The 20580-nt window shown below is 50.2% G+C and carries 16 protein-coding genes; all 16 read right to left on the bottom strand.

The window, feature by feature from the left end; all coding sequences use genetic code 11:
- Positions 1-304 precede the first annotated feature (304 nt).
- Complete coding sequence (locus P2W70_RS14075) at positions 305-2905, bottom strand: PA14 domain-containing protein (RefSeq protein WP_276482116.1); 2601 nt, start codon at positions 2903-2905, stop codon at positions 305-307.
- Between the two features lie 21 nt (positions 2906-2926).
- Positions 2927-5353 (bottom strand): T9SS type B sorting domain-containing protein, encoded by a 2427-nt coding sequence (locus P2W70_RS14070; RefSeq protein WP_276482115.1) that lies wholly within the window; start codon positions 5351-5353, stop codon positions 2927-2929.
- A 57-nt stretch (positions 5354-5410) separates the two neighbouring features.
- A complete protein-coding gene (locus tag P2W70_RS14065; RefSeq protein ID WP_276482114.1) occupies positions 5411-7411 on the bottom strand; it encodes a polysaccharide biosynthesis protein in 2001 nt (666 codons plus the stop codon).
- A 5-nt stretch (positions 7412-7416) separates the two neighbouring features.
- A complete protein-coding gene (locus P2W70_RS14060; protein WP_276482113.1) occupies positions 7417-8577 on the bottom strand; it encodes a DegT/DnrJ/EryC1/StrS family aminotransferase in 1161 nt (386 codons plus the stop codon).
- The gene (locus P2W70_RS14055; protein WP_276482112.1) at positions 8574-9236 is read right to left on the bottom strand and encodes an HAD family hydrolase; all 663 of its coding nucleotides are present in this window, start codon (positions 9234-9236) and stop codon (positions 8574-8576) included. Before P2W70_RS14055 ends, P2W70_RS14060 begins: the two co-directional genes overlap by 4 nt.
- Positions 9220-10185, bottom strand: coding sequence for an ATP-grasp domain-containing protein (locus tag P2W70_RS14050; RefSeq protein ID WP_276482111.1), 966 nt, complete (start codon positions 10183-10185; stop codon positions 9220-9222). The genes P2W70_RS14055 and P2W70_RS14050 overlap by 17 nt, the downstream gene beginning before the upstream one ends.
- The gene (locus P2W70_RS14045) at positions 10182-10799 is read right to left on the bottom strand and encodes a sugar transferase (RefSeq protein ID WP_276482110.1); all 618 of its coding nucleotides are present in this window, start codon (positions 10797-10799) and stop codon (positions 10182-10184) included. Before P2W70_RS14045 ends, P2W70_RS14050 begins: the two co-directional genes overlap by 4 nt.
- A complete protein-coding gene (locus P2W70_RS14040; protein WP_276482109.1) occupies positions 10783-12066 on the bottom strand; it encodes a glycosyltransferase family 4 protein in 1284 nt (427 codons plus the stop codon). Before P2W70_RS14040 ends, P2W70_RS14045 begins: the two co-directional genes overlap by 17 nt.
- Before the next feature lie 4 nt (positions 12067-12070).
- The gene (locus P2W70_RS14035; RefSeq protein WP_276482108.1) at positions 12071-13075 is read right to left on the bottom strand and encodes a GNAT family N-acetyltransferase; all 1005 of its coding nucleotides are present in this window, start codon (positions 13073-13075) and stop codon (positions 12071-12073) included.
- Positions 13044-14075 (bottom strand): polysaccharide deacetylase family protein, encoded by a 1032-nt coding sequence (locus tag P2W70_RS14030; RefSeq protein ID WP_276482107.1) that lies wholly within the window; start codon positions 14073-14075, stop codon positions 13044-13046. Before P2W70_RS14030 ends, P2W70_RS14035 begins: the two co-directional genes overlap by 32 nt.
- Before the next feature lie 8 nt (positions 14076-14083).
- On the bottom strand, positions 14084-15292 hold the full coding sequence (locus tag P2W70_RS14025; protein ID WP_276482106.1) for a hypothetical protein: 1209 nt from the start codon (positions 15290-15292) through the stop codon (positions 14084-14086).
- Positions 15292-16470, bottom strand: a complete 1179-nt coding sequence (locus tag P2W70_RS14020; RefSeq protein WP_276482105.1) for a glycosyltransferase — start codon at positions 16468-16470, stop codon at positions 15292-15294. The genes P2W70_RS14025 and P2W70_RS14020 overlap by 1 nt, the downstream gene beginning before the upstream one ends.
- A gap of 11 nt (positions 16471-16481) precedes the next feature.
- Complete coding sequence (locus P2W70_RS14015) at positions 16482-17612, bottom strand: glycosyltransferase (RefSeq protein ID WP_276482104.1); 1131 nt, start codon at positions 17610-17612, stop codon at positions 16482-16484.
- Positions 17609-18799 (bottom strand): glycosyltransferase, encoded by a 1191-nt coding sequence (locus P2W70_RS14010; RefSeq protein WP_276482103.1) that lies wholly within the window; start codon positions 18797-18799, stop codon positions 17609-17611. Before P2W70_RS14010 ends, P2W70_RS14015 begins: the two co-directional genes overlap by 4 nt.
- Positions 18793-19629 (bottom strand): FkbM family methyltransferase, encoded by an 837-nt coding sequence (locus P2W70_RS14005; RefSeq protein ID WP_276482102.1) that lies wholly within the window; start codon positions 19627-19629, stop codon positions 18793-18795. Before P2W70_RS14005 ends, P2W70_RS14010 begins: the two co-directional genes overlap by 7 nt.
- A 63-nt stretch (positions 19630-19692) precedes the next feature.
- Entirely contained in the window at positions 19693-20559 is an 867-nt protein-coding gene (locus P2W70_RS14000) for a glycosyltransferase (RefSeq protein WP_276482101.1), read from the bottom strand.
- Positions 20560-20580 lie beyond the last annotated feature (21 nt).

The following is a 20580-nucleotide window of genomic DNA, read 5'->3' as shown; positions in this document are numbered from 1 at the left end:
TGTTTGAACAACTATGGTGCCTGAAATGCTGATTTACAGAACAATCACTATCTGTAAAGGATAAAGTTTATAAGCCTTATTAAACAAAACCAACTTGACGAAAGTCAATCCTACGTTTGTTCAAGGCTTCAATAGGATCGCAGAGAATGAGTTATAATTGACATATTTTAAAATCAGGGCTTACATTCCTGTAAACGTTTTAAAGCGTATGCAGCGGGTGCTAAAACAAGAATGGCACGAAACCCAACAGGGCCGTGCCATTCAAAGACAATGCAGCTATTCATCTATCCTATGTATACGACGATCATATCTTCATCAGCTTATAGGCTTTTTTGATGTGTTGTAGTTTAAGAAAGAGCGCACCGGCACTGTACTGTCGTACGTAAATATAATTGGTACCAGGTGTAAGGCTACCGCGTTTTAGCAAGCGGCCCAATGCATCATACAATATATACAATGAATTATCCGGGCTTCTCACTTCAATATGATCACGTATGAGCTGACCAATAACCACGGGCTCCTGCAAGGGTGGTGGAGGCGGTGGTGGCGGTGGTGCCTTCTCGGCATACAGCTGTGTTTGGGGAACATATTCGATCGGCTGACTGGCACTGCTCCACATCAAACCCATTCCTGTACCGGCATCCGTATTGAAATACTCCAACCGCAGATCATAGCGCTTGCCTGCCTTTAGGGTGATCGGTGAGGACCTGTAAACATCCGGATAGTGCTCCACCCAACTATCGATGATCAGCTTCTCATCTATCCAAAGCCGGTGCCCACCACCCGATGCCAGGTGAAATACATACTCCTCACTAAACTGCGCCTGAATTTGCCCTGTCCACCTGATGGAATAGGCAAATCCGGTGATCTTATAATGTACCCCTGCACTCCATTCCGAGAAGCTCACGTTGGAGTCGATACGGGTCATCGCCGGCGTAGTGAGATCATTGTTATTAAAGTACTCCCCTTTCAATCCCTGGCCGTTACCCCAAACGACCGCTGCAAAAGCTCCGATATTCCCTTTACCCGTCTTTGAGATCTGGTAGGGCTGACCGTTTAACGGTTGCACCCGAATGGTTTCGCCCGCAACAGCTTCGGGATGCAGTACAATTGGTCCATCAATCGTACAGTGTACCAGGTCGGTCGAATGAACTTCCGGAGCGGCCGAGTCTACCAGCGCAGCCTCTTTGCAATTGCGAATGGTGACATCGCGCAAAAACACCGGAAAAGCCCCTTTTAACGGACTATGGATGACCTCCACGCCATTATTGATAATACCAGCCCCATCGATCATATAATGCTCAACCCGCACCCGATTCGAATTGGATGACGCCGCTTTGATAGTCATGGTGTTGCCGTAAAGGTGACCGCCCGTATAGGTATAGCTATTGGCATAAGCTCCATGAAAGATGCCCATACCATTATAATAAGCAGTAAAATCACGTATGATATGATTGCGGGTAGAGTTTTGCCAAACACGCAACCCGCTGTCGTTGTTGTGCGCCAGGCAATCATGGAATTCCCAGATCCCTTCGTTAAGCACTGCCTCCCAATTGAACGCGCCGCCATCGGCAAAATCACCATGTGATCCGCCGACCACCACACAATTGCGGCAGATATTGCTATCGCCTGTGTTTAAGGCAAATCCGCTGGAGGAAAAACTCGGTGAATCTTCGCCATTCATGTTGAGCGCTCCGGGCACAAACTGGCAATTGGCTACTATATTATTATCATAGATGACGTCATGCGTAGGGTCACCGGGATCCCACCAGAAGGCAGTTTCCAGCACCCGGTAGGCGATGTTATCGGTAAACTCGATACCATGTGAAACATGTGGCACATAACTATGATTACCACAGTCCATGATCAGGTTACCTTTTATTTTGGATCCACGACTACCGTCCATCGAATAATGGAAGTGCATACCATAGCGGCCGGCAATCAACTCAGCCGCAGCCGTCCCCTTGCGATCCTTGCGAGGCCCCAGGTGTTGCAACGTGACATACTGGATATGTTGTGGTTTGGTAGACCGGATGAACAGATGGGCACGCCCCTTTTCGGTTCCCTCGATGTGCACATTACGGGTAAGGTTCATGACTTCCGCCGTCCATTGTTTATTGACCATCGGATGCGGGCGGATAGTAGAACCTGTAAAATTAACGGTAGCACCACTAACACTGCGGATGGTCATTTCCTCAAATCCGGTAAGATAGGTCTTCCCCACCATAGGAGGCTCCGTGGGGGCGATACAAATCAGGTCACCCGGCAACCAGGCCTGCGCCTTATCCACCACGATCGAACTGGCACCAGCTGCCACACTCCCCGTGGCCCTGGTCCAGGAGGTTTTGGCTGTTCCCAACAGGTCGAGCTGGCCAGCCCCCATCACCCACAAACCTGTATCATTGGGGTTGACGTTCATACCGCCTCCTACCATCGTGGCTTCATCGATACCGATAAAGCGCAGGGTATGATGGATGGACGCCGTAGCAGGATGCATACGAAGCATTCCTTCCACCACCACATTGGCAGTCGTTTCCAGTAACAAGGTCTTGCTACTATCAAATAATAGCTCAGCCCCTTCACTGACGGTAACCCCTGCCACCAAGGTTTTCGCCAGGTCGTATACTATTGTGTGTCCTTTGTCGATCAAGGGAGTATCAGTTTCGCCGGGCAACTTACCACCCCAGGTGGCAGGGTCCGACCATTTACCTGGTTGCTTGCTTTGGATCGTACCCGTTACACCCCGCAATGAAGACAGCTCTTCTTCATCAGGCTGTCCTGAAGGTGAGCAACCAACGGCGCCCGATCGCCGATCCCGCTTACGTGCCCCTAATTGTGGCAAAGTAAAAAGGCATACCGCGGTCAGTATAGTATTACGGATAAAATGCCTCCTGTTAAACTGCATATGGATAGGTTGAATAATGGGTCATCGAATAAGTGTTAATACACCTTTCTGAAAGACGGGCTTGCCAGCATCATCGTCGAGGTAATTGACCATATACACATAGGTACCGGCTGGTTGCGGGGCTCCCGACACGCATCCATTCCAGCCAAAGGTGGGATCTGTTGTCTGGAATACCTGACTACCCCAGCGGTTGAAAATCCGCAGGGAGAAATTCCTGAGTCCGGCCGCATTCAATACTTTGAAGCTATTGTTCTGTGATTTTCCCGGTGTAAAGGCGTTAGGTATTGCAATCCGGCAGATTCCCCGGCGAACGACCAGTTCATCGGAAAAGGTGCCACATTCGGTAGTAACAGCAATCGAGTAAGTACCCGGTTCCGTAACCGTAAAACTGGATTGCGTACTACCATTCTGCCAAATGAAAGGCAACTCCGATTTGGGTTCCAACAATATTTGCTGCCCCGGACAGATCTCCTGATCTTCCCCAAGCCTCAATACCGGATTGAGCCGATAGGATGCATAAACTGTATCAGACCAGGCACAACCCTGCCGTTTTACTTCCGCGTAGTACAAGCCACTTCTTCTTACCTGGTAGCGAGATTGCGTGGAGCCGTCCTGCCACCGGTAGCTATCCCCCACTCCAGCGAGATCAAGCAACCAATTGTTCCCTTCGCACAAAATAGAATCTTTGCCAAACGAGAATACTGGTAATGCCTTCAGCGCTACTTGCAGACTGTCGCGCCAGGAGCACCCCACCTGGTTGACGGCTTCGAGCCAGTAAAGACCACTATCCTGCACCATGATCTGGTTGGTTTGGTTACCAGTGCTCCAGTGGTAAGACGTAAATGACTGCCCTGCCTGCAGGAGTACTTGTGCATTTTCACAAATAGCGGTATCCCGGCCAAGGGTAAAGGTTGTCACGGTCCTGGAAGTCACGTTCAGTGAATCGCGTGCCGTGCAAGCATTCAGGTTGGCTTCGAGCCAGTAGAGTCCCTGACCGGTAATGGTAAAAGCACTTCCAGTCGACGCATCCTGCCACTGATAGGTAGCGCCAGGTGTCAGCGACTGAACGATAAACGGGAACTTATCCGTACAGAGTGAAGTGTCTTTACCCAGGTTCACGATGGGTCTGGGTCGCCAGGTAACGGTGATGGAATCGCGGTATTTACAATTGTTGTGGGTGATCTCGACCCAATACAAACCGGGAGCGTTCATCACCATAGAATCCAGTGTAGTGCCATCCTGCCATAGAAAAGAGGTAGCGGGCAAGCTGATCCTGGCCACAATCTTTTCTCCTGAACATACCGTAGAATCAGCAGGTAGTAAAGTTCGTTGAAGGCCCGCCACGGCAGCTGGTAACCCCACGCCGCTGGTGATACCAGCGGGGAAGTGAATAAATTCGCGTACATGGGCGCATGCGTAGCTACGCAGGTTGGGCTGCGTGATAGCCCCGAGGAATTGCTGCTGATCATACGCGATATAGACACGACCATCACGCGCCAGTTGCAGCGCTCCGGCTGCATTGCCATAACCAGAATCGATGGCAATGCGGGAATCGACAATATGCGATGTATCGACTTTGTACTGAAAAATGTAGAAGTCGCCAGAACCATTATTATTGTACGACTCGGATACGTACAGCAATTTCGAATCCGGAGAAAATTCGACGCCATAGGGACCGGTGATCTTATTGGGATTGCCAGTGATCGCGCGTGGGTTGCTGATGCCACCGGTATTGGCGTCAAAATCGAAGAGTTCCACTTCCGACGTAAAGCCAGCCATCGCCAGTGTGGTTCCATCTGGCGACGCTTTTAGATACCCAATGGTATTCGTAATCTTATCGGCTATATTTCCGGCTACTGTAACGATAGGCGTCGCATTCAAACCGGCACAATCGATCTTATATATGTAAAAGGAATTGTTACCAAATTGGTGGGTGATCACCCAAATGTCGTTGGCATTGGCATGACGAACGGCGGTTACCTTTTCACAAACCGGCGTCACCAAAGGGATATTCTTCTGTCCAGCCACCACATCTCCCAATCCGCCGTTCAGTGTCATATCGACCACCGAGTATTGCAGCCCCTCGGGTTCGGCTTCCTTCGCCACCGTAAACACGTAATACAACGAGGGATTACCAGGATGGATTGTAATGAGCGCCGACTGTGTACACAACGTATCGCCATTCAGGTTGACGCCATTGGCCATCACCTGATGATTCCTGTTCCAGACGGTGATACCATCTGTATAAAAGAGCAGGTTGCCATTCCGGTCACTGATCGAAGAACAGCCTTCCCAGCCCCGCAGACTGCCGGGTGTCACCACCGGCATGCCGCCGCTGAAATTCAGTCCGCCATTATAGCCAAAGAACCAATTATTGATCTCCTGCTGCCCCATACAGGCTCCTGTGCAACACATGATCAGGACACCTAATAGCAGGCTTGCTTTCATGAAAAGGGTATTACATTACGGCTTCAAATAAGAATGACGACCGGGACAACGCTGGTACTAATAAGCCGCTTCTGGCTGCAAAAGGGCAGGCCCAAGCTCTGCATGGTCCAGTTCTTCGTATTCGGAGTTGTTGCTTTTGAATTCGGGTACCAATTCCTTCATCTTTTTAACCAAGGCATAATCGTCACCATGACGACTGATGCCGATGAGCTCATTGATCTCCATAACCACCTCATCGCAGCAAGGCACTACGCGGGCAATTTTGATCTTATCATGATGTGTAGGAAGCGTTTTCTCGTGGCTATTGAGCAACTCTTCATACAACTTTTCTCCAGGTCGCAGCCCGGTGTAGCTGATCTTGATATCCTCTTCAGGCACCAGTCCGGCGAGGCGGATCATCTTTTTGGCCAGGTCGATGATCTTGACCGGCCTGCCCATATCGAATACAAAGATCTCCGACCCTTTGCCCATAGTAGCCGCTTCCAACACCAGTTGTACGGCTTCGGGAATGGTCATGAAGAACCGTGTGATCATCGGATGCGTTACGGTGACAGGGCCACCGGCTTCGATCTGGGCACGAAACCTTGGTATCACCGATCCGTTGGAACCCAGCACATTGCCAAAGCGGGTGGTGATGAATTTTGTTTTGGAGTGCATGGCATTGAAGATGAACTGCCTGCTCCAGCTGTTGTAAATATTGGTGATGGTTTCCACCGACTTGTTCTGCACGATATTGCTGAGCGACTGCACATACATTTCCGCAATGCGTTTAGAGGTACCCATCACATTCGATGGATTCACGGCCTTGTCTGTTGAGATCATCACGAACTTGTGCACATCGAAGAATACGGCCAGGTCGGCAACGATCTTGGTCCCCATTACGTTTGTCAGGATCGCTTCAGCCGGATGCTTTTCCATCATCGGAACATGCTTATAGGCTGCGGCATGGAATACGATATCTGGACGAAACTCGCGGAATGGTATCTCCATCCGGTTACGATCTCGAATGCTGGCGATAAAAATATGAAAGTCTACCTCCGGGTATTTCTCCTCCACTTCCAATTGCATTTCGTGCAGATCAGACTCGGCCTGATCTACCAGGATCACCGTGGCCGGATTAAAGGACAATACCTGGCGCACAATTTCCGCACCAATTGAGCCAGCCGCTCCGGTGATGAGGATTTTCTGGCCCGACAGTTCACTGCTGATGTTCTGGTCATTGATGACGATCGGCTCCCGCTGCAGCAGGTCTTCGATACGCAGTTCCTGGATCTGCCGGATACTTAACTTACCATATACCCACTGATCAGAAGGCGGTACGGTAAGCACCTTAATACCCACCTGCAAACACTTCTCGATCACCGATCTTTTTTCGGGACCAGTCAGCTGGCTATTCATCAAAATGAGTTTGTCGATATTCTTTTTGGCTTTGAGCGTACCCAGGGCACGAATATGAAAAATCTTCACCTGCTGAATATATGCATTGATCTTGCTGGCATCGGTTTCTATAAAGCCGGCAATAACAAACTGGTTGGTGGAACTGGATTCGATCGCCTGCTTGATAAGGATCGCTTCTGTATCGGCTCCGTATACCAACACATTTTCCTTGCTACCGGTAGCAGTCCGCTTTATATAGTAATAGAAGCCCCGCACAACGGTTCGCATCAGCACCAATTGCGAAGAGGCAATAAAAAAGTTAACGATCAGCACACCCGGCATGTTCAGCGATCGGATATGGTATCGACGAGAAACGAAGAATTCGACCGCGATGGGGTATAGGATACTCACCAACGCCACAGCCAGGAAGATCCGCATCATGTCGTGAATATTGGAGTAGCGGATAATACCGGTATGAATGCGCATCAGGTAAAAGATCAGTAGCGCCATCACCACGTATACACCGGTGTAAATAAAGAAATGCCCTCGGAGGATCTCGTGAAACTCAAACTGCTTCACAATGAAATACGACAGGGAAAAAGAGGCACCATTGATCGCAAGGTCAACCAGCAATACAACCCATCTGGGCACTGATCTGGCAATAAACAACAACTTCTTCATAATCGTTAGATACTTTTAGTTAAATGGATCAGCTCGGCAGGATAATAGAGTGCTCGAATAATAGATACAACACGAAGTAGGTCTTCATCGGTCAGATTGGAACCCGAAGGCAGGCAAAGTCCGGTATTGAACAAAGTTTCGCAGGTATCATAGCCATAATAGGGGGCACCTTCAAAAACCGGTTGCAGGTGCATAGGTTTCCACAACGGTCGGCAGTCGATGTTATCGGCAGTCAGCGAAAGGCGCAATGCTTCCCGGGTAAAACGATCGCCTTCCACCTGCATCACTGTTAACCAATGGTTGGAGTAATAATGGGGAGAAGGCTCGATGCCAAAGCGAATTTCCGGGACATCCTGAAATGCCTGCAGGTAATAATTGAAATTGTGGCGACGCTGTAACACCCGTTGTGGCAGTACCTCCATTTGGCCCCGGCCAATACCAGCACACACGTTGCTCATCCGGTAATTGTAGCCGATGTGCGAGTGTTGATAATGCGGGGCGGGATCCAGGGCCTGCGTAGCCAGGAAACGGGCTTTGGCTACATAGTCAATATTGGCAGACACCAACGCACCACCACCGGAAGTGGTGATGATCTTATTACCATTAAAAGAAAAAATGGCGATATCGCCGAAGGTCCCCACCTGCCTGCCACCATAGGTAGAGCCCAATGCTTCCGCCGCATCTTCAATTACAGGTATATCGTATTTACGGGAAACATACATGATCTCTTCAATCTGGGCAGGCATGCCATAGAGATGAACAACAATGATCGCTTTCGGCTTCTTGCCCAAACGGATGCGGTCAGTGATGGCCAATTCAAGAAATTGTGGACACATATTCCAGGTATCCGATTCACTGTCGACAAAAATGGGCGCGGCCCCCTGGTAGACAATAGGGTTGGCCGAGGCGGCAAACGTCATCGATTGGCAAATCACTTCATCACCCGCCCGCACGCCCAGTATCACAAGCGCGAGGTGCAGGGCAGCTGTGCCGGAACTTAATGCCGCCACCTCCACTCCTTCACCCAAAAAGGTCTGGAGGTCCTGCTCAAACCCATTGACATGCGGCCCCAGCGGAGCAATCCAGTTGGTAGCAAATGCTTCCTGTACATACGCCAGTTCATGATCACCCATATGGGGTGACGACAGCCAGATCTTTGGATTCATGTAAGTTGTATTTCTTCAAATGATTGGATCACCGCTGCGGGAAAGGCAGCATGATCAAACGCCTGCGGATGGATATGATAGCCATCATCTTTCAGGCAGCAGGTAAACCAGCCCAGGTTGGCCGGAGCAATAAAATCCTTCGTTGTATTGTCACCAAAATAGCTGAAATCGAATCCGGGATACTTATTTTCAAAATACCGGTAGTTCCTTTCATCCGGTTTTTCTGAACCAAACTCTTCCGATATGATGGTATCAGAGAAATAGTCGGCAAGTCCCAATGCTTTCAGTTTATTTCGTTGTGTAATACTCCTTCCGTCGGTAATCAGACCGGCAGGAATATTGCGTTGCTTTAGTTGTTGTAATAAGCCAGCGGCTTCTTTGTACAGCGATATCGACGGCATATGCTCCCGGTACAGGGTCAGCAATACGGGCATCGCCAGGTCTGGCCACTGTTGGCGGAAGTTGCTGATGATCCATTCAAACACATTGCCACCGCCCTGGTATAAGGTAACCATATCAGCATAATGATTGGTACCCGTTTTTTCTTCCAGCACGCGTGCAATAGTGCGGTAGCCAGAATGCAGGAAGTCGATCTCCCGATAAAGCGTATCATCGAGATCAAACACAAAAAAGCTACGATGGTCAGTTTTTATGTGCATGCACCAGTACTTCGTCGTCGTAACGCAACATCAGCAATTGGTCTTCCCAGTCTTCTCGATAGGTGATCGTGTTACCATTGAAATATTCTTCAATAAGCCACCGAGGATAGTTGGCACCCGCGTGGTAACTGAGCGGGTAGCCACCACCGAACCGACCGTTGATCTCGATCGCGGTAATACGGCCGGATTCTTTGTGGAGAAAGAACTGCGCGGTAAGGCAACCACGTGCCCCTTCGATGTGCGCCAGTTTTTCGCGTAGGTATTTCAATAACCCATTTTTACTGGTGATCCCTTTATTGATCTCTCCTGCCCGGATGAGAATTCTTTTGCGTGGTACAATACATTTTACGTCGCCATTCCTGTCATAATACATATCGACCGTATACTCGTCGTGGTCCTGCTTATTGAGGTACTCCATAAACAACAGGCGCTCATTGCCCACTTGCTCCGGACGTAGTTCTGTTTCGGAATGGACCACATAGGTGTCGACGCTTAAACTACCGTTGTACGGCTTGATGAACAGGGGGAAGGTGGGTTGATGCCGATCGATCATGGCAGGCACGGCAATGCCGTGCTGTTCGAAGAAAGTATTGATCTTGCGTTTGTCCCGGCATTTGTCGATCAAATCGGAGGAAGATACGATCAGGTGAATACCTTCCTGCTCAAACAGATCACGATGTTGTGCCAGCACGACCAGCTCCGTATCGATGGTTGGCACGATCATCCGTATTTTCTCACGGAGACAAAGGGCCATTAATTCGTCGATATAGCCCGGATCGGTGACCCGCTGCACCCTGAAATACCGGTCAGATACATGACAGGCTGCACTCAGTTCCGGGCACATATCGGTCGTGTACACTTTGCTTCCGGGATAGGTAGCAGACAGTTCCTTTTTGAAAGCTTTGACCAGGGATACTCTTTGTCCGGCCGAGGTAATGAGAATGTTCATACTTGTTGGGCGCCTTTAAATGCAGGCATGGTGGCGTGTCCCTGTTGACTGATGCCTTCTGTTTTAAATACCTTTTGTATGGTGAGCAAAATCACCCGGACATCGAAGCGCCAATGCAGGTGATCTACATAATACACATCATAATCAAATTTCTGTTCCCAGCTGATGGCATTGCGACCATTGACCTGGGCCCATCCGGTAATGCCGGGACGTACTTCATGACGCCTGGCCTGGGTACTATTGTACAGCGGCAGGTATTCTACGAGCAAGGGCCTTGGACCAACCAGGCTCATATCACCTTTGATCACATTGATGAGCTGGGGCAATTCATCGAGTGAAGTCTTACGCACGAATCTGCCGATAGGCGTAAGTCGTACGCCATCGGCCAGCAATGCTCCCTTTTCATCCCGGCGGTTATTCATCGTTCTGAACTTCACCAGGCGGAATACTTTTCCGTTTCGCCCGGGCCTCCACTGAAAGAAGAAAGGATTGCCTTTGTTGGCAAACCACAACACCAGGCCCACCAATACGATCACCGGAAGCAGTAACAGGAGAGCAACCAGGCTTACCGCGAGATCGATCATTCGTTTCCCATAATTACGATACCATGCCATGTTGTTTCAATTGATCTTTGTATTCTCTCAATAGGAGGTCCCAGAATAGTTGCTGGTCGTAACGGGCGGTGATCATGGACCTTGCACGGCTTTGCATATGACACAACAACCGCCCGTCTGTCATCACCAATTCCATCGCCTGTTGCAGAGCAAGTCTATCTTTCGCAGGTATCACCAGACCATTTTCCCGGTCCTGGATGATCTCGTTGCAGCCATTGATATCCGTAACGATGGATGGCAGGTGCATGCAGCCCGCTTGCATGGGAACATTGGGAAACCCCTCCCGGTAGGAAGGGAATACCAATACCTGCGCGGCGAGCAACCAAAGCCTGATGTCCTGCTGAAAGCCCACCTGTACAATAGCAGGATTTTGTTGAATAGATGCCTTTGTTTCTTCACTGAGCGGATCCAGTTCTTCCTCATATGGCCCCACCAGCAACAGCTTCAAATGACCATATCGCTGTTGTAAGGTGCTGAAGGCTGCTACCAGCTCTTCGATACCCTTATCTTTAACCAGGCGGCCAATAAACACATATACGAAATCATGCTGCCCGAAACCCATCTTATCTCTCAGGCTACCGGCAGCAGATTGCATAGCTTCATCGCATTGGAAATACTCCGTATCAATTCCGTTGCTGCTACCATTTCCCAATACCCGCACCTTGCCGACAGTACAGAACCTGTTGTTAAGTATAAACCGGGCGAGATTGGTCGAATTGGGATACACCCTGGTAGCACAACCATAGGTCAGCCGTTCTACCAGCTCCAGTACTTTCCTTTTCATGCCCTTTTGTTCCATCAGGGGTAAGCCCGCCACCGTATGCATCCGGATGGGTACTGCAGCGAGGCGCGCAGCCATCATGCCGAGTAACCCGGCTTTGGGCGTGTGTGTGTGCACTATGGCAGGTCGCTCCTTCCTGAATAAACAATACAACCGCCATAGGGCCTTTAAATCCTGCACAGGCGTAATGGCCCTGGTCATCGCTACGCCCGCCGTACGCACCCGTTCTACACTACTCACTTCGGCGAGCACTTCGCCGGGTGTGGATACAGCCAGTACATCGAAATGGCCCGACATATACTGTAATTGCCGGCGCAGCAACACCTTCAGCGAGATCGGCACCGTCGTGATCCGAACCAACTTGGTTTTAGCAGGCTTGTCAGGTGCAGCACCCGCATCATTGGTGCGGCACTCATTCCCCACTTGGGCATTCCTGTCACTATTCCAGGGGGAATGAGTATCCGCGGTATACGTTGATAAAGCCATTTAGTTAGAATAACTCAAGATCGCCCGTCGAGTAACGCCAGTTCTTTTTGTTCAACAGGTACTGAAAATTGTCTTTCATATTCAGATCACGCAGCGTAATGATCGGTCCCAGCGATCGTACAGGCAATCGTCCCATCCAACGGAAGCAGGCTTTGTTGGCCTCGAACTGCTGTCCGGAGAGGGAAATAAAATCGATCCGGTGTTGTTCACAAAATGCCTCCACCTGTGTTTTCATTGCATTATTCAGGTAACCTGCATCGGCCTTGGGATTAAGCCTGATAAAATCAACCAACCTCAACTCTTTGGTAAACGACTGTAACTTGATGCGACTGATCAACAGGAAGTTTTCCTGGTCGGTGAAATAGTTGTAATGAAATAGCGGATTACTCGCATAACGCCAGGAAATGTACTGCGGCGTGAAAAGCGTAGATAATTGGTCGGAGTGCTGTACATACCTGTCCAGACTCGTTAAAACACCCTGCGTCCATTTTTGAAAAGGGGTGGGATCGTCCTTGAGCCCCGTATATTTATTGCGATCGAAGTAACGGGCCTGGATGATCTGAAAAGGATTCCGCACTTTAAACTTGAGAGGCATCCTCCCCTGCTCTACCCAGCCCATTTTAAGGTAGCCGGGTTTACTTTGCCCATTCGGCGTATTGAATACAAACAACACACCATCCAACCGACACCCCTCCAGCTGCTGCATCGTCAGCTTCTTGAAGATGCCTTTACCCTGATGATCGGGATGAGTAGCGGTATCCACCGCTCGTACTGACCGGTAAATTTTATCGTTACGTATCCACTGCCATTGCATGAACGCACGCACACCGACCAGTTGCCCCGCTTCTTCAGCCACCAACACATAAGAAGGGCCAAACGGGTTGTGCTCATGTTTCCATATCCACAAAGCCTCCGATTTAGGGATCGATGATTCTCCCAGCGATTGACGAAGTAGCTCGATGATGGCGGGCCTGTCATCAGCAGTGGCGGGCCGTATCTGTATGGCCATAACTAAGATTGTGGGGTCTGGCTGGTAATAAATGATCGGCATATTCACCCATATTCCAACTCTTCATGCCATATTTTGATTGGCAGGCTGCATATTGCTGTAACAATACCTGCAGCCCTTCCATATTCTCTGCGGGATGATCACCAAAATTTTCAGGATGCCACCAGAGGTGGTAACACTCTCCCTGTTTCGCAGCCAGTCGCATTTCCTGGCAAAGTCGCCGGATACGCCACTTGTTGGCAAACCGGTACTCCGCTCGCCAGGGTCGCAAAAAACGACTGGCCGGCAATTGCAGCGGTTCGCCTGGTAAAACGTGGATACTACTCAAGGGATAGGAGGTTCGGTGGTTGCCTACCTGTACATAAGCGTCGGCGGTACGCACCAGCTTTCTGAGCAGACTCGATCCTGTATTGGACACCGGACGCCAAAACCAGTTAGAAGGGTTGGAACGGATCGTGGTAATGCCTTGCTCAAAACAAGTTTTCAGGTAATCCGGATTGAACTGATTACGTGGAAACACCAGCGATCTCAGCCGGGTGCCAAAAAGCGCCGCAGCTTGCTGCACGGCCTGCAGGTCGGCCTCAAAGGCACGGGGTTCATCCTGCCGTTCGAGGCAATAATAATGACTGAAGGTGTGGGTCGCCAGTTCCTGTCCCGGGTACTGCATAATAGATTGTACAGAGGCGGGTGCAAAATGCGCCCAATGATCCTCCCGGGAGATGGCGTGCCCCCCTACATATCGATACGCCGAATACTTTTCTTCGTGGTACCGTGGCTCGATAGCCGGTTTAAGCTTTGACCATTCCTCCTGATCGCTGGCAAACATACTGCCCACGGTAGCCCAGGTAACGTGTACATTGTATTGAGCAAACAATTCAAGCAGGCGAGGTACCAGCTGCAGGGTATTGCGGTAGCATTGCTCACGCGACTTGCGGTCACGCTTGTCAAACACACCCCAATGCAACTCATAGTCGAGCGAAATGGTAAATATGCCTTCCATATGTTGAATTAGTTGAATGATACCTGACCTGGCAGCGGGTCAAGCGGAACGGGGCCAGCAGCATTTTTCTTTTTCTGCATCACCCATCCTTTCCGGTAGTCCATGAACATGATGATGACGAACAGGAAGAAATACATCACCATACTCTTTTGCCGTATAATGATCCCCAGGTTGGATAAAGTGCCCGACAACGCCACCGAGGTGGCGAGAAAGGCAACGCCACAGGTCTTGACCAGCGCCGGGCTCTTACCGAGGAATTTCAGGAACTGGGCGTTGAACAATTTGGCTGCCAGCCACAGATAAAAGAGGTTCTCGAATGAAACGATGATACCAATCGGTCCCGGTGCATCCACAAAAAGCGGACGGAACCAAAACGTGAATAGCTTTAAAGGCAGTGGATATCCCGATATATCGATGCCCGATCCGGCTTTCGCCAGCTCCACCGATCGGTGACTGGACAGCTGATCAAAGCTGGCGAAGAAATTCTCGCTGTCGATGCTGGCAAACGCCATCACATCATCATAGAGAAAGTAGACCGCCACACCAACACCAGCAAATACGATCAGCTTCTGGAACAGAGGGACTTTCTCTCTTGCCGTTACGAGGCCCGCGAGAATACCCAGCCCCATGATAAAGAATACGTGCGGACGCACATGATACACGATCAGCAAGCCAATCAGCAACACGATCTTGCGGCTGTTCAAACGGCTGATGCCATAGATTGCCATGGCCAGTCCCATAAAGATGATAGAGCCTTTTCCCAGCGATGCCGTCCAATAATGCATATTGGGCAGGAAGATGAAGAGCGTAACCAGGTCGATTCCCTGAAAGGTATGTTTGTGCTTCAGGTTCTCGCGAAAAGTAATGTAGAAATAAACAAAACCCCAATAACCCATCCAGGAGAACAACACCATCATCATTTCGTAAGAGAACCCGAGGTAGTTGACAAATGGATAAGCCACAAAGTCGATGAACGGGGTACCTGTACCATAGGCATCCATCCAATCCTCATAATTCTCGCTGGTACGGTTGAAGTAGGCTACTGAGTCGGAAGCCGAGGATTGAACATAGGCGTAGTAGATGCCTGCAAACAACACGTGGTACCAGTACAGGTTTCTAAGCAACCCTATCTTCAGCCAGCGATGCTGTGCCTTCAAAAGTTGCAACAAGGGCAAGGTGGCCCCGAACAACACCAGTATTAAAATGAGTGCACCCATCACAAGCGGTTGTTTTTAGGAAGGAGCTGTTCGTAGATATTTTCCAGCTGGCCAACCATTTTCTTCATGCTGAAATGATTGACCACCGTATCGCGCGCAGCTTGCCGCCGTGCAGCCAATTGCGCTGGTTGGCGAAGAAAAGCTGCCAGACGATCTGCCAATTGCAGCGGATGCTCCACCGGAACCAGGATACCATTCTCATTGTCCACGACCACTTCAGGAATACCACCCGCAGCCGTACAGGCTGGCATACAACCCATACTCATCGCTTCCAGCAACGCTATGGGTAATCCTTCAAACTCGGAGCTCATCATGAAGATATCCATGGCATGCAACCAGGGGCGCATTTCCGTTTGCAAACCGGCGAAATGCAGGTACGCCTCCATATTGAGGTCCCTGGCTTTCTCGTGCACCTCATGGTGCAGAACGCCATCGCCCACAATGATGAAGCGTGTATCCGGGTGTTGCAGGTGCAAGGCGTGGGCGATCTCCAGCCAGTGTGTAAGGCGCTTTTGTGCCCGGAATACACAGGCAATACCAATTACTGGTGCTTTGGGGGCAATGTCAAGCTCGCGCCGAATGTCCCGCGAACCTGCCTTGCGGCTGGTATATTTATCCGTATCGATGCCGTTTTGCACGACCTGCACACGCGGATGATCTTTTTTGTAATGCTTCCTGATCGAGTTGGCCACTTCGCCCGATACGGCGATGACCTGTTGCTGGGTGGAGAAACTCCATTTGTTCATCAGGTAGGTCAGGCGATGATACCGTTCCCATTTGTTGTGCTCCGTGTATACGACAGGGACACCTGTAAGCCTGCCTGCGATGCGACCAACGATGCCCGCCCAGGGCAGGTGGCAATGGATCAACTGAATACGGTGCCGCCGGATGTATTGCATGATCTTTCGTACCTGCAGCATAATCTGCGCATTGTTGCTGGCCGACATACAGACGACCGTTCCACCAGCTGCTTGCAGTTCAGGAACAACCTGGTTCTTCCAGGGTAGAAAATAGATATAGTGAAAATGATAATGCTGTTTATCATGCTGGTTGAGCGATTCGGGCAACAGGACTTCTGCCCCTCCACGTCCCAGCGATTTGATGATATGCAATACCTGGACTGGCTCCTGTTGTGGCACCACCTGTTTACGGGCAAAAGCACTCAGCGTCGTATCCATCGAAAAGAAGGTTAAGCAGTATTCTGAATAGATGATATATTACTCCAGCGTTTCAGCACGGATTCATACACCTGGATAAATCTTTTGGCGATCCATTTATTGAGGTAGCCCGATGTCACGAGCTGATAGGCATTCTGCACCATGAATTGATCTTCTTCCTTGTGCTCGATCGCATCACGGATCGCCGCCACAAACCCACTCTCATCGCCCTTCCGCACCAGGTGGCCGGTATCGTTGTTGATCAACACCTCTCCTACGCCACCTACATCATAGGCCACAACCGGAATCTTACAATAGAATGCTTCGAGGATAACACCCGGTAACCCTTCGATAATACTGGGCAGCAGCAACACATCGGCCGAGGCGATCAGTGGCATGACTTCTTTCCGGGCGCCCAGGAACCTGATCGATCCGGCCAGCCCCTTCTGTTGTACGATCAACTCAATGTCGCCTCGCAAGGGGCCATCCCCCACCAGGTACAAACGTGCCTGCGGATAATGATGCAGCAGATCCTGGAAGATCGTGATGAGCCGGATATGGTTCTTTTCGTAGGTAAAGCCACCCACATGTACCAGACAGGGAAAATGATGTCCATTGTTGCCGGAAGTATCCAGCGCCTGCTGCTCTACAATTGTTTCCTCGATACCAATGGGTACTACCGTGATCTTGTGTTGGCAGTTGGGATACAGGTTGGCAAAATCCGTTGCGGAGGTCTTGCTCACCGATACGATCTTATCGGCATGCCGAAACAGGAAGCCATTCCACATTTTAGCAGGCCAGGTCTTGATATACAGGCTAATGGTACTCGCATTGCGAAATATGATCGGCTGTTTCCAACGAAACAACAGTTTGGAAAACACGGCATATTTGAGGGTATCGCCCGCATTGGCCTGGATCACATCAGGTTTTTCTTTCCGGATGATGGCCGCCAAGCGGCGCCAGGCCGTGAAGTTCCATAAACGATGACCGGGCTTGCCACCCAGGTCGATGGTGGTGCCTTCAAACGGCAACTGTATATTTCCCGGGAACAGTGATACCAGGATCACCTGGTGCCCCTGGCGCCGGGTATGATTGGCCAGCTGCGCCGCAAAGATCTCAGCTCCCCGCATCTGTGGTCGCTGTACCAGGTGAAGTATAGTCATGCCAGGTGGGCAATTATCGTCTGTAAATAAGCTTCCATACGGGCAGCAATATCATCGAGCTCGAAATGTTCCAGTGCGTACGTATGGGCTGCTGCTGCCATTGTCAGCGCTTCAGCTCGATGTGCCTGGAACCAGTGCAAAGCGGCTGTCAGGGAAGCCACCTCATTACTTGAAAAAAGATATCCTGTCTGCAAGTGCTGCAACACCTCCTTGTTGGCAGGTATAGCGCTGGCCAGTACAGGCAATCCCGACAACATCGCTTCTACAACTGCTCCGCTGAATCCTTCGCTGAGTGAGGGAAATACAAAACAATCATATTGTTGCAACAGCATAGGTATATCTGTACGGATACCCAGCAGTTGTACGTTACCCGATAGCCCGAGTTGTGTCATCAATTGTGTGAGGCCAGATCGCTCCGGACCTTCACCTGCCAGGTGCAACTGTGCAGCTGGGTGTTGCTGAACAAAAGCATGAAAAGCATGTAGCAGGTCGTGATGCCCCTTCACCGGCACCAGCCTGCCTACATGCAGAAAACGGATTGGTTTTCCAGGCAGGACGGTGCGGGGCTTGAACACAAATCGACGGCTGTCCCGGCCCCGGTTGATCACCTGTATCTTGGCAGCTGGAATGCCCAGTTGTGCGGCATTGGCCTGCGCGATCGATTCGGAGTTGGCAATGAACCCCGCACAATAACCCGCAGTGATGCGGTTAAGCCATTTGAAAAAAGCTACCCCCCATTGTGCCTTACGAGACAACGAGTGGTTGTAGGATTTACCATAGAGGTCACTGACGAAAGTACCCATCACGGGAATATGCAGTTGGCGGCACAATACCCGGGACAACAGTTCAGACCGGGTAAGATAAGCCACTACCAGGTCCGGTGCTTCTTCCTGCAAAACTGCCTTCAGTTTCTGGTAAGCCGTTACCCATCCATATTTTTGTCGCAGACCTATTGACCGCACCCGGATGCCACTAGCTGTAAACTGCGGCTTCAGTGTTTCTCCGGCGTAAACATGGCACACGACCGGCTCCAGGGTACTAAACCGGGTCACAAGGTCGAGCAGACTCTGTTCAGCACCGCCTACTTCCAGTGTATCGATGACAAATAGGACCTTGCCAACCGGATACGTCCCATTCCGTACCACGCTTGGCTCTTCTCTCTTTTCAGTTGTGGTAATAGTCAGCATTTCACCCGTTGGTGGTAATAAGCCTGGTTACCCGGTACATTGGTCACTGTCGCAGTGACCGGCTCGGGTGTTTTATCAAATACGATGGTGATATTCTCTCCATGGAAGGAAAAAGTATATTCCCGATCACTGATGGCCCGGAAAAAAGCCGCCGCACATCCCGGCCTGAACCAGTCGTGCACTTCAATCACGATACAATTCACTTTAGGTAGCCAGGACTGGTAATTTCCGGAAAACAATTCTTTTTCCGACCCTTCTATATCGATCTTAAGCAGGTCGATCTCCGACAGCTTGTACCGGTCGATGATATCATTGATGGTAATAGAACGTATCGCAGCTTTTTCCTGCTGGCTTTCCTCTTTCACCAGGTAACTGTATTCCCCTCCTCCGCTGTCGTACAACCCCAGCAGTTTACTACTGTTCCAGATGGCATTATTGAGACAGTGTACACCGGGTAACCTGCCTACATTCTTCATCATCAGTTCAAAGTTTTCTTTGTCGGGTTCCACGGCAATCACCTGCGCATCCGGATATTGGGCTTTAAAATAAAGTACCGACAAACCGATGTTCGACCCAAGATCAACAATCACCTTCACCTCCTCTTTCGGTAATTTCTTGATGCGGTACTGTTCAAAGACCATTACCTGCCGGAACACACAGAAATCGGTAGTGCCTTTGCGGATGTGCACAGTGCGTCCTTTCCATTTTACTTTGTACTCTTCCGCTGCTGCAAAGACGGTCACAAAAAGCAGGAGCGCTTTGATAAGGCCAAACCTGTACGTAAACCGCAGGGTATTTACAACCACTTTGTTGAATTGCTGAGTTTTCAATGTAAACGTTTTTAGTGTCTGGTAAATGTTGAGTAAGAAGGTCGGCCTTTAAGGGTAAATCAATTATCGGATGAATTTCAGGGTTTGTGGGTCGAGTGTTTTACCGCCTACGCCAACCAGGCCATGCCAGATACCACATAAACGCAAGCGTACACGCTGAAACCGATCGGGGGCAAAAACAGCCGCTGCCGTGATGAGCTTTGCCTGCATCAGCAGGTATGCTATGAGCGCGGTAAAAGAAAAATATCGCTTCACAATGATCAGGTGGTTGCGGGAAGAATAGTATCCTCTCCAGAGCGTGGCCCTCGTGAAACTCCCCTGTCCACCCAGGTAAAGCCTGTTGTCGGCGCCATTTTTCAGGACACCGATGGAACAGCCATGTTTACGGAGCCGCATGCAATACTCGTGGTCATCGCACATCATAAAGAAAATTGCATCGACCACGCCGGCTTTTTTGATCGCTGCTGTTCTGATCAACGCGCCATCGATCAGCGCGTAGTCGGCTACCTGCAATTGGCGGTCGGGCAATAAGGGACGCTTTTTACCAAATCGGATGAGCGCACCGTGTAACCCGAGCAGATCAAAGTTGCCCGCCTCACTGTGTTGCAACAAGTCTTTCAAAGCGTCTTTTTCATAAAAAGTATCATCGTCCAGTATCCAGAAATAGTCGTATTGATCCTGCTTTAAACCATAGCGCATGGCTTCTGCAATGGCACCTGCACTCCCCACATTGGCATCGAGGTAAAGACAGTGGATCTGCTGGCGGCCATCGACCGTAGAGAGGTAGGCACGGGTACCATCCGTACTGTTGTTGTCGACGATGACGATGGCAGCGGGTGGTACTGTTTGCGCGAGAATATGGGCCAATGCCGTCTTCAGGGTATCGACCCGGTTGAACGTCACGATGACTGCGCACACTTGTTGAGACATATATAGGCTTCGTTATAAATG

Source organism: Paraflavitalea pollutisoli, from assembly GCF_029360705.1.
GTDB lineage: Bacteria > Bacteroidota > Bacteroidia > Chitinophagales > Chitinophagaceae > Paraflavitalea > Paraflavitalea pollutisoli.
This window is presented reverse-complemented; position numbering and strand designations above follow the sequence as displayed.

Coding starts and splice junctions, on each gene's coding strand:
- P2W70_RS14035 (WP_276482108.1), bottom strand. CDS start 13,075: ATGGCCATACAGATACGGCCCGCCACTGCTGATGACAGGCCCGCCATC.
- P2W70_RS14060 (WP_276482113.1), bottom strand. CDS start 8,577: ATGAATCCAAAGATCTGGCTGTCGTCACCCCATATGGGTGATCATGAA.
- P2W70_RS14025 (WP_276482106.1), bottom strand. CDS start 15,292: ATGGGTGCACTCATTTTAATACTGGTGTTGTTCGGGGCCACCTTGCCC.
- P2W70_RS14075 (WP_276482116.1), bottom strand. CDS start 2,905: ATGCAGTTTAACAGGAGGCATTTTATCCGTAATACTATACTGACCGCG.
- P2W70_RS14040 (WP_276482109.1), bottom strand. CDS start 12,066: ATGGCTTTATCAACGTATACCGCGGATACTCATTCCCCCTGGAATAGT.
- P2W70_RS14010 (WP_276482103.1), bottom strand. CDS start 18,799: ATGCTGACTATTACCACAACTGAAAAGAGAGAAGAGCCAAGCGTGGTA.
- P2W70_RS14065 (WP_276482114.1), bottom strand. CDS start 7,411: ATGAAGAAGTTGTTGTTTATTGCCAGATCAGTGCCCAGATGGGTTGTA.
- P2W70_RS14050 (WP_276482111.1), bottom strand. CDS start 10,185: ATGAACATTCTCATTACCTCGGCCGGACAAAGAGTATCCCTGGTCAAA.
- P2W70_RS14045 (WP_276482110.1), bottom strand. CDS start 10,799: ATGGCATGGTATCGTAATTATGGGAAACGAATGATCGATCTCGCGGTA.
- P2W70_RS14015 (WP_276482104.1), bottom strand. CDS start 17,612: ATGACTATACTTCACCTGGTACAGCGACCACAGATGCGGGGAGCTGAG.
- P2W70_RS14020 (WP_276482105.1), bottom strand. CDS start 16,470: ATGGATACGACGCTGAGTGCTTTTGCCCGTAAACAGGTGGTGCCACAA.
- P2W70_RS14000 (WP_276482101.1), bottom strand. CDS start 20,559: ATGTCTCAACAAGTGTGCGCAGTCATCGTGACGTTCAACCGGGTCGAT.
- P2W70_RS14030 (WP_276482107.1), bottom strand. CDS start 14,075: ATGGAAGGCATATTTACCATTTCGCTCGACTATGAGTTGCATTGGGGT.
- P2W70_RS14055 (WP_276482112.1), bottom strand. CDS start 9,236: ATGCACATAAAAACTGACCATCGTAGCTTTTTTGTGTTTGATCTCGAT.
- P2W70_RS14070 (WP_276482115.1), bottom strand. CDS start 5,353: ATGAAAGCAAGCCTGCTATTAGGTGTCCTGATCATGTGTTGCACAGGA.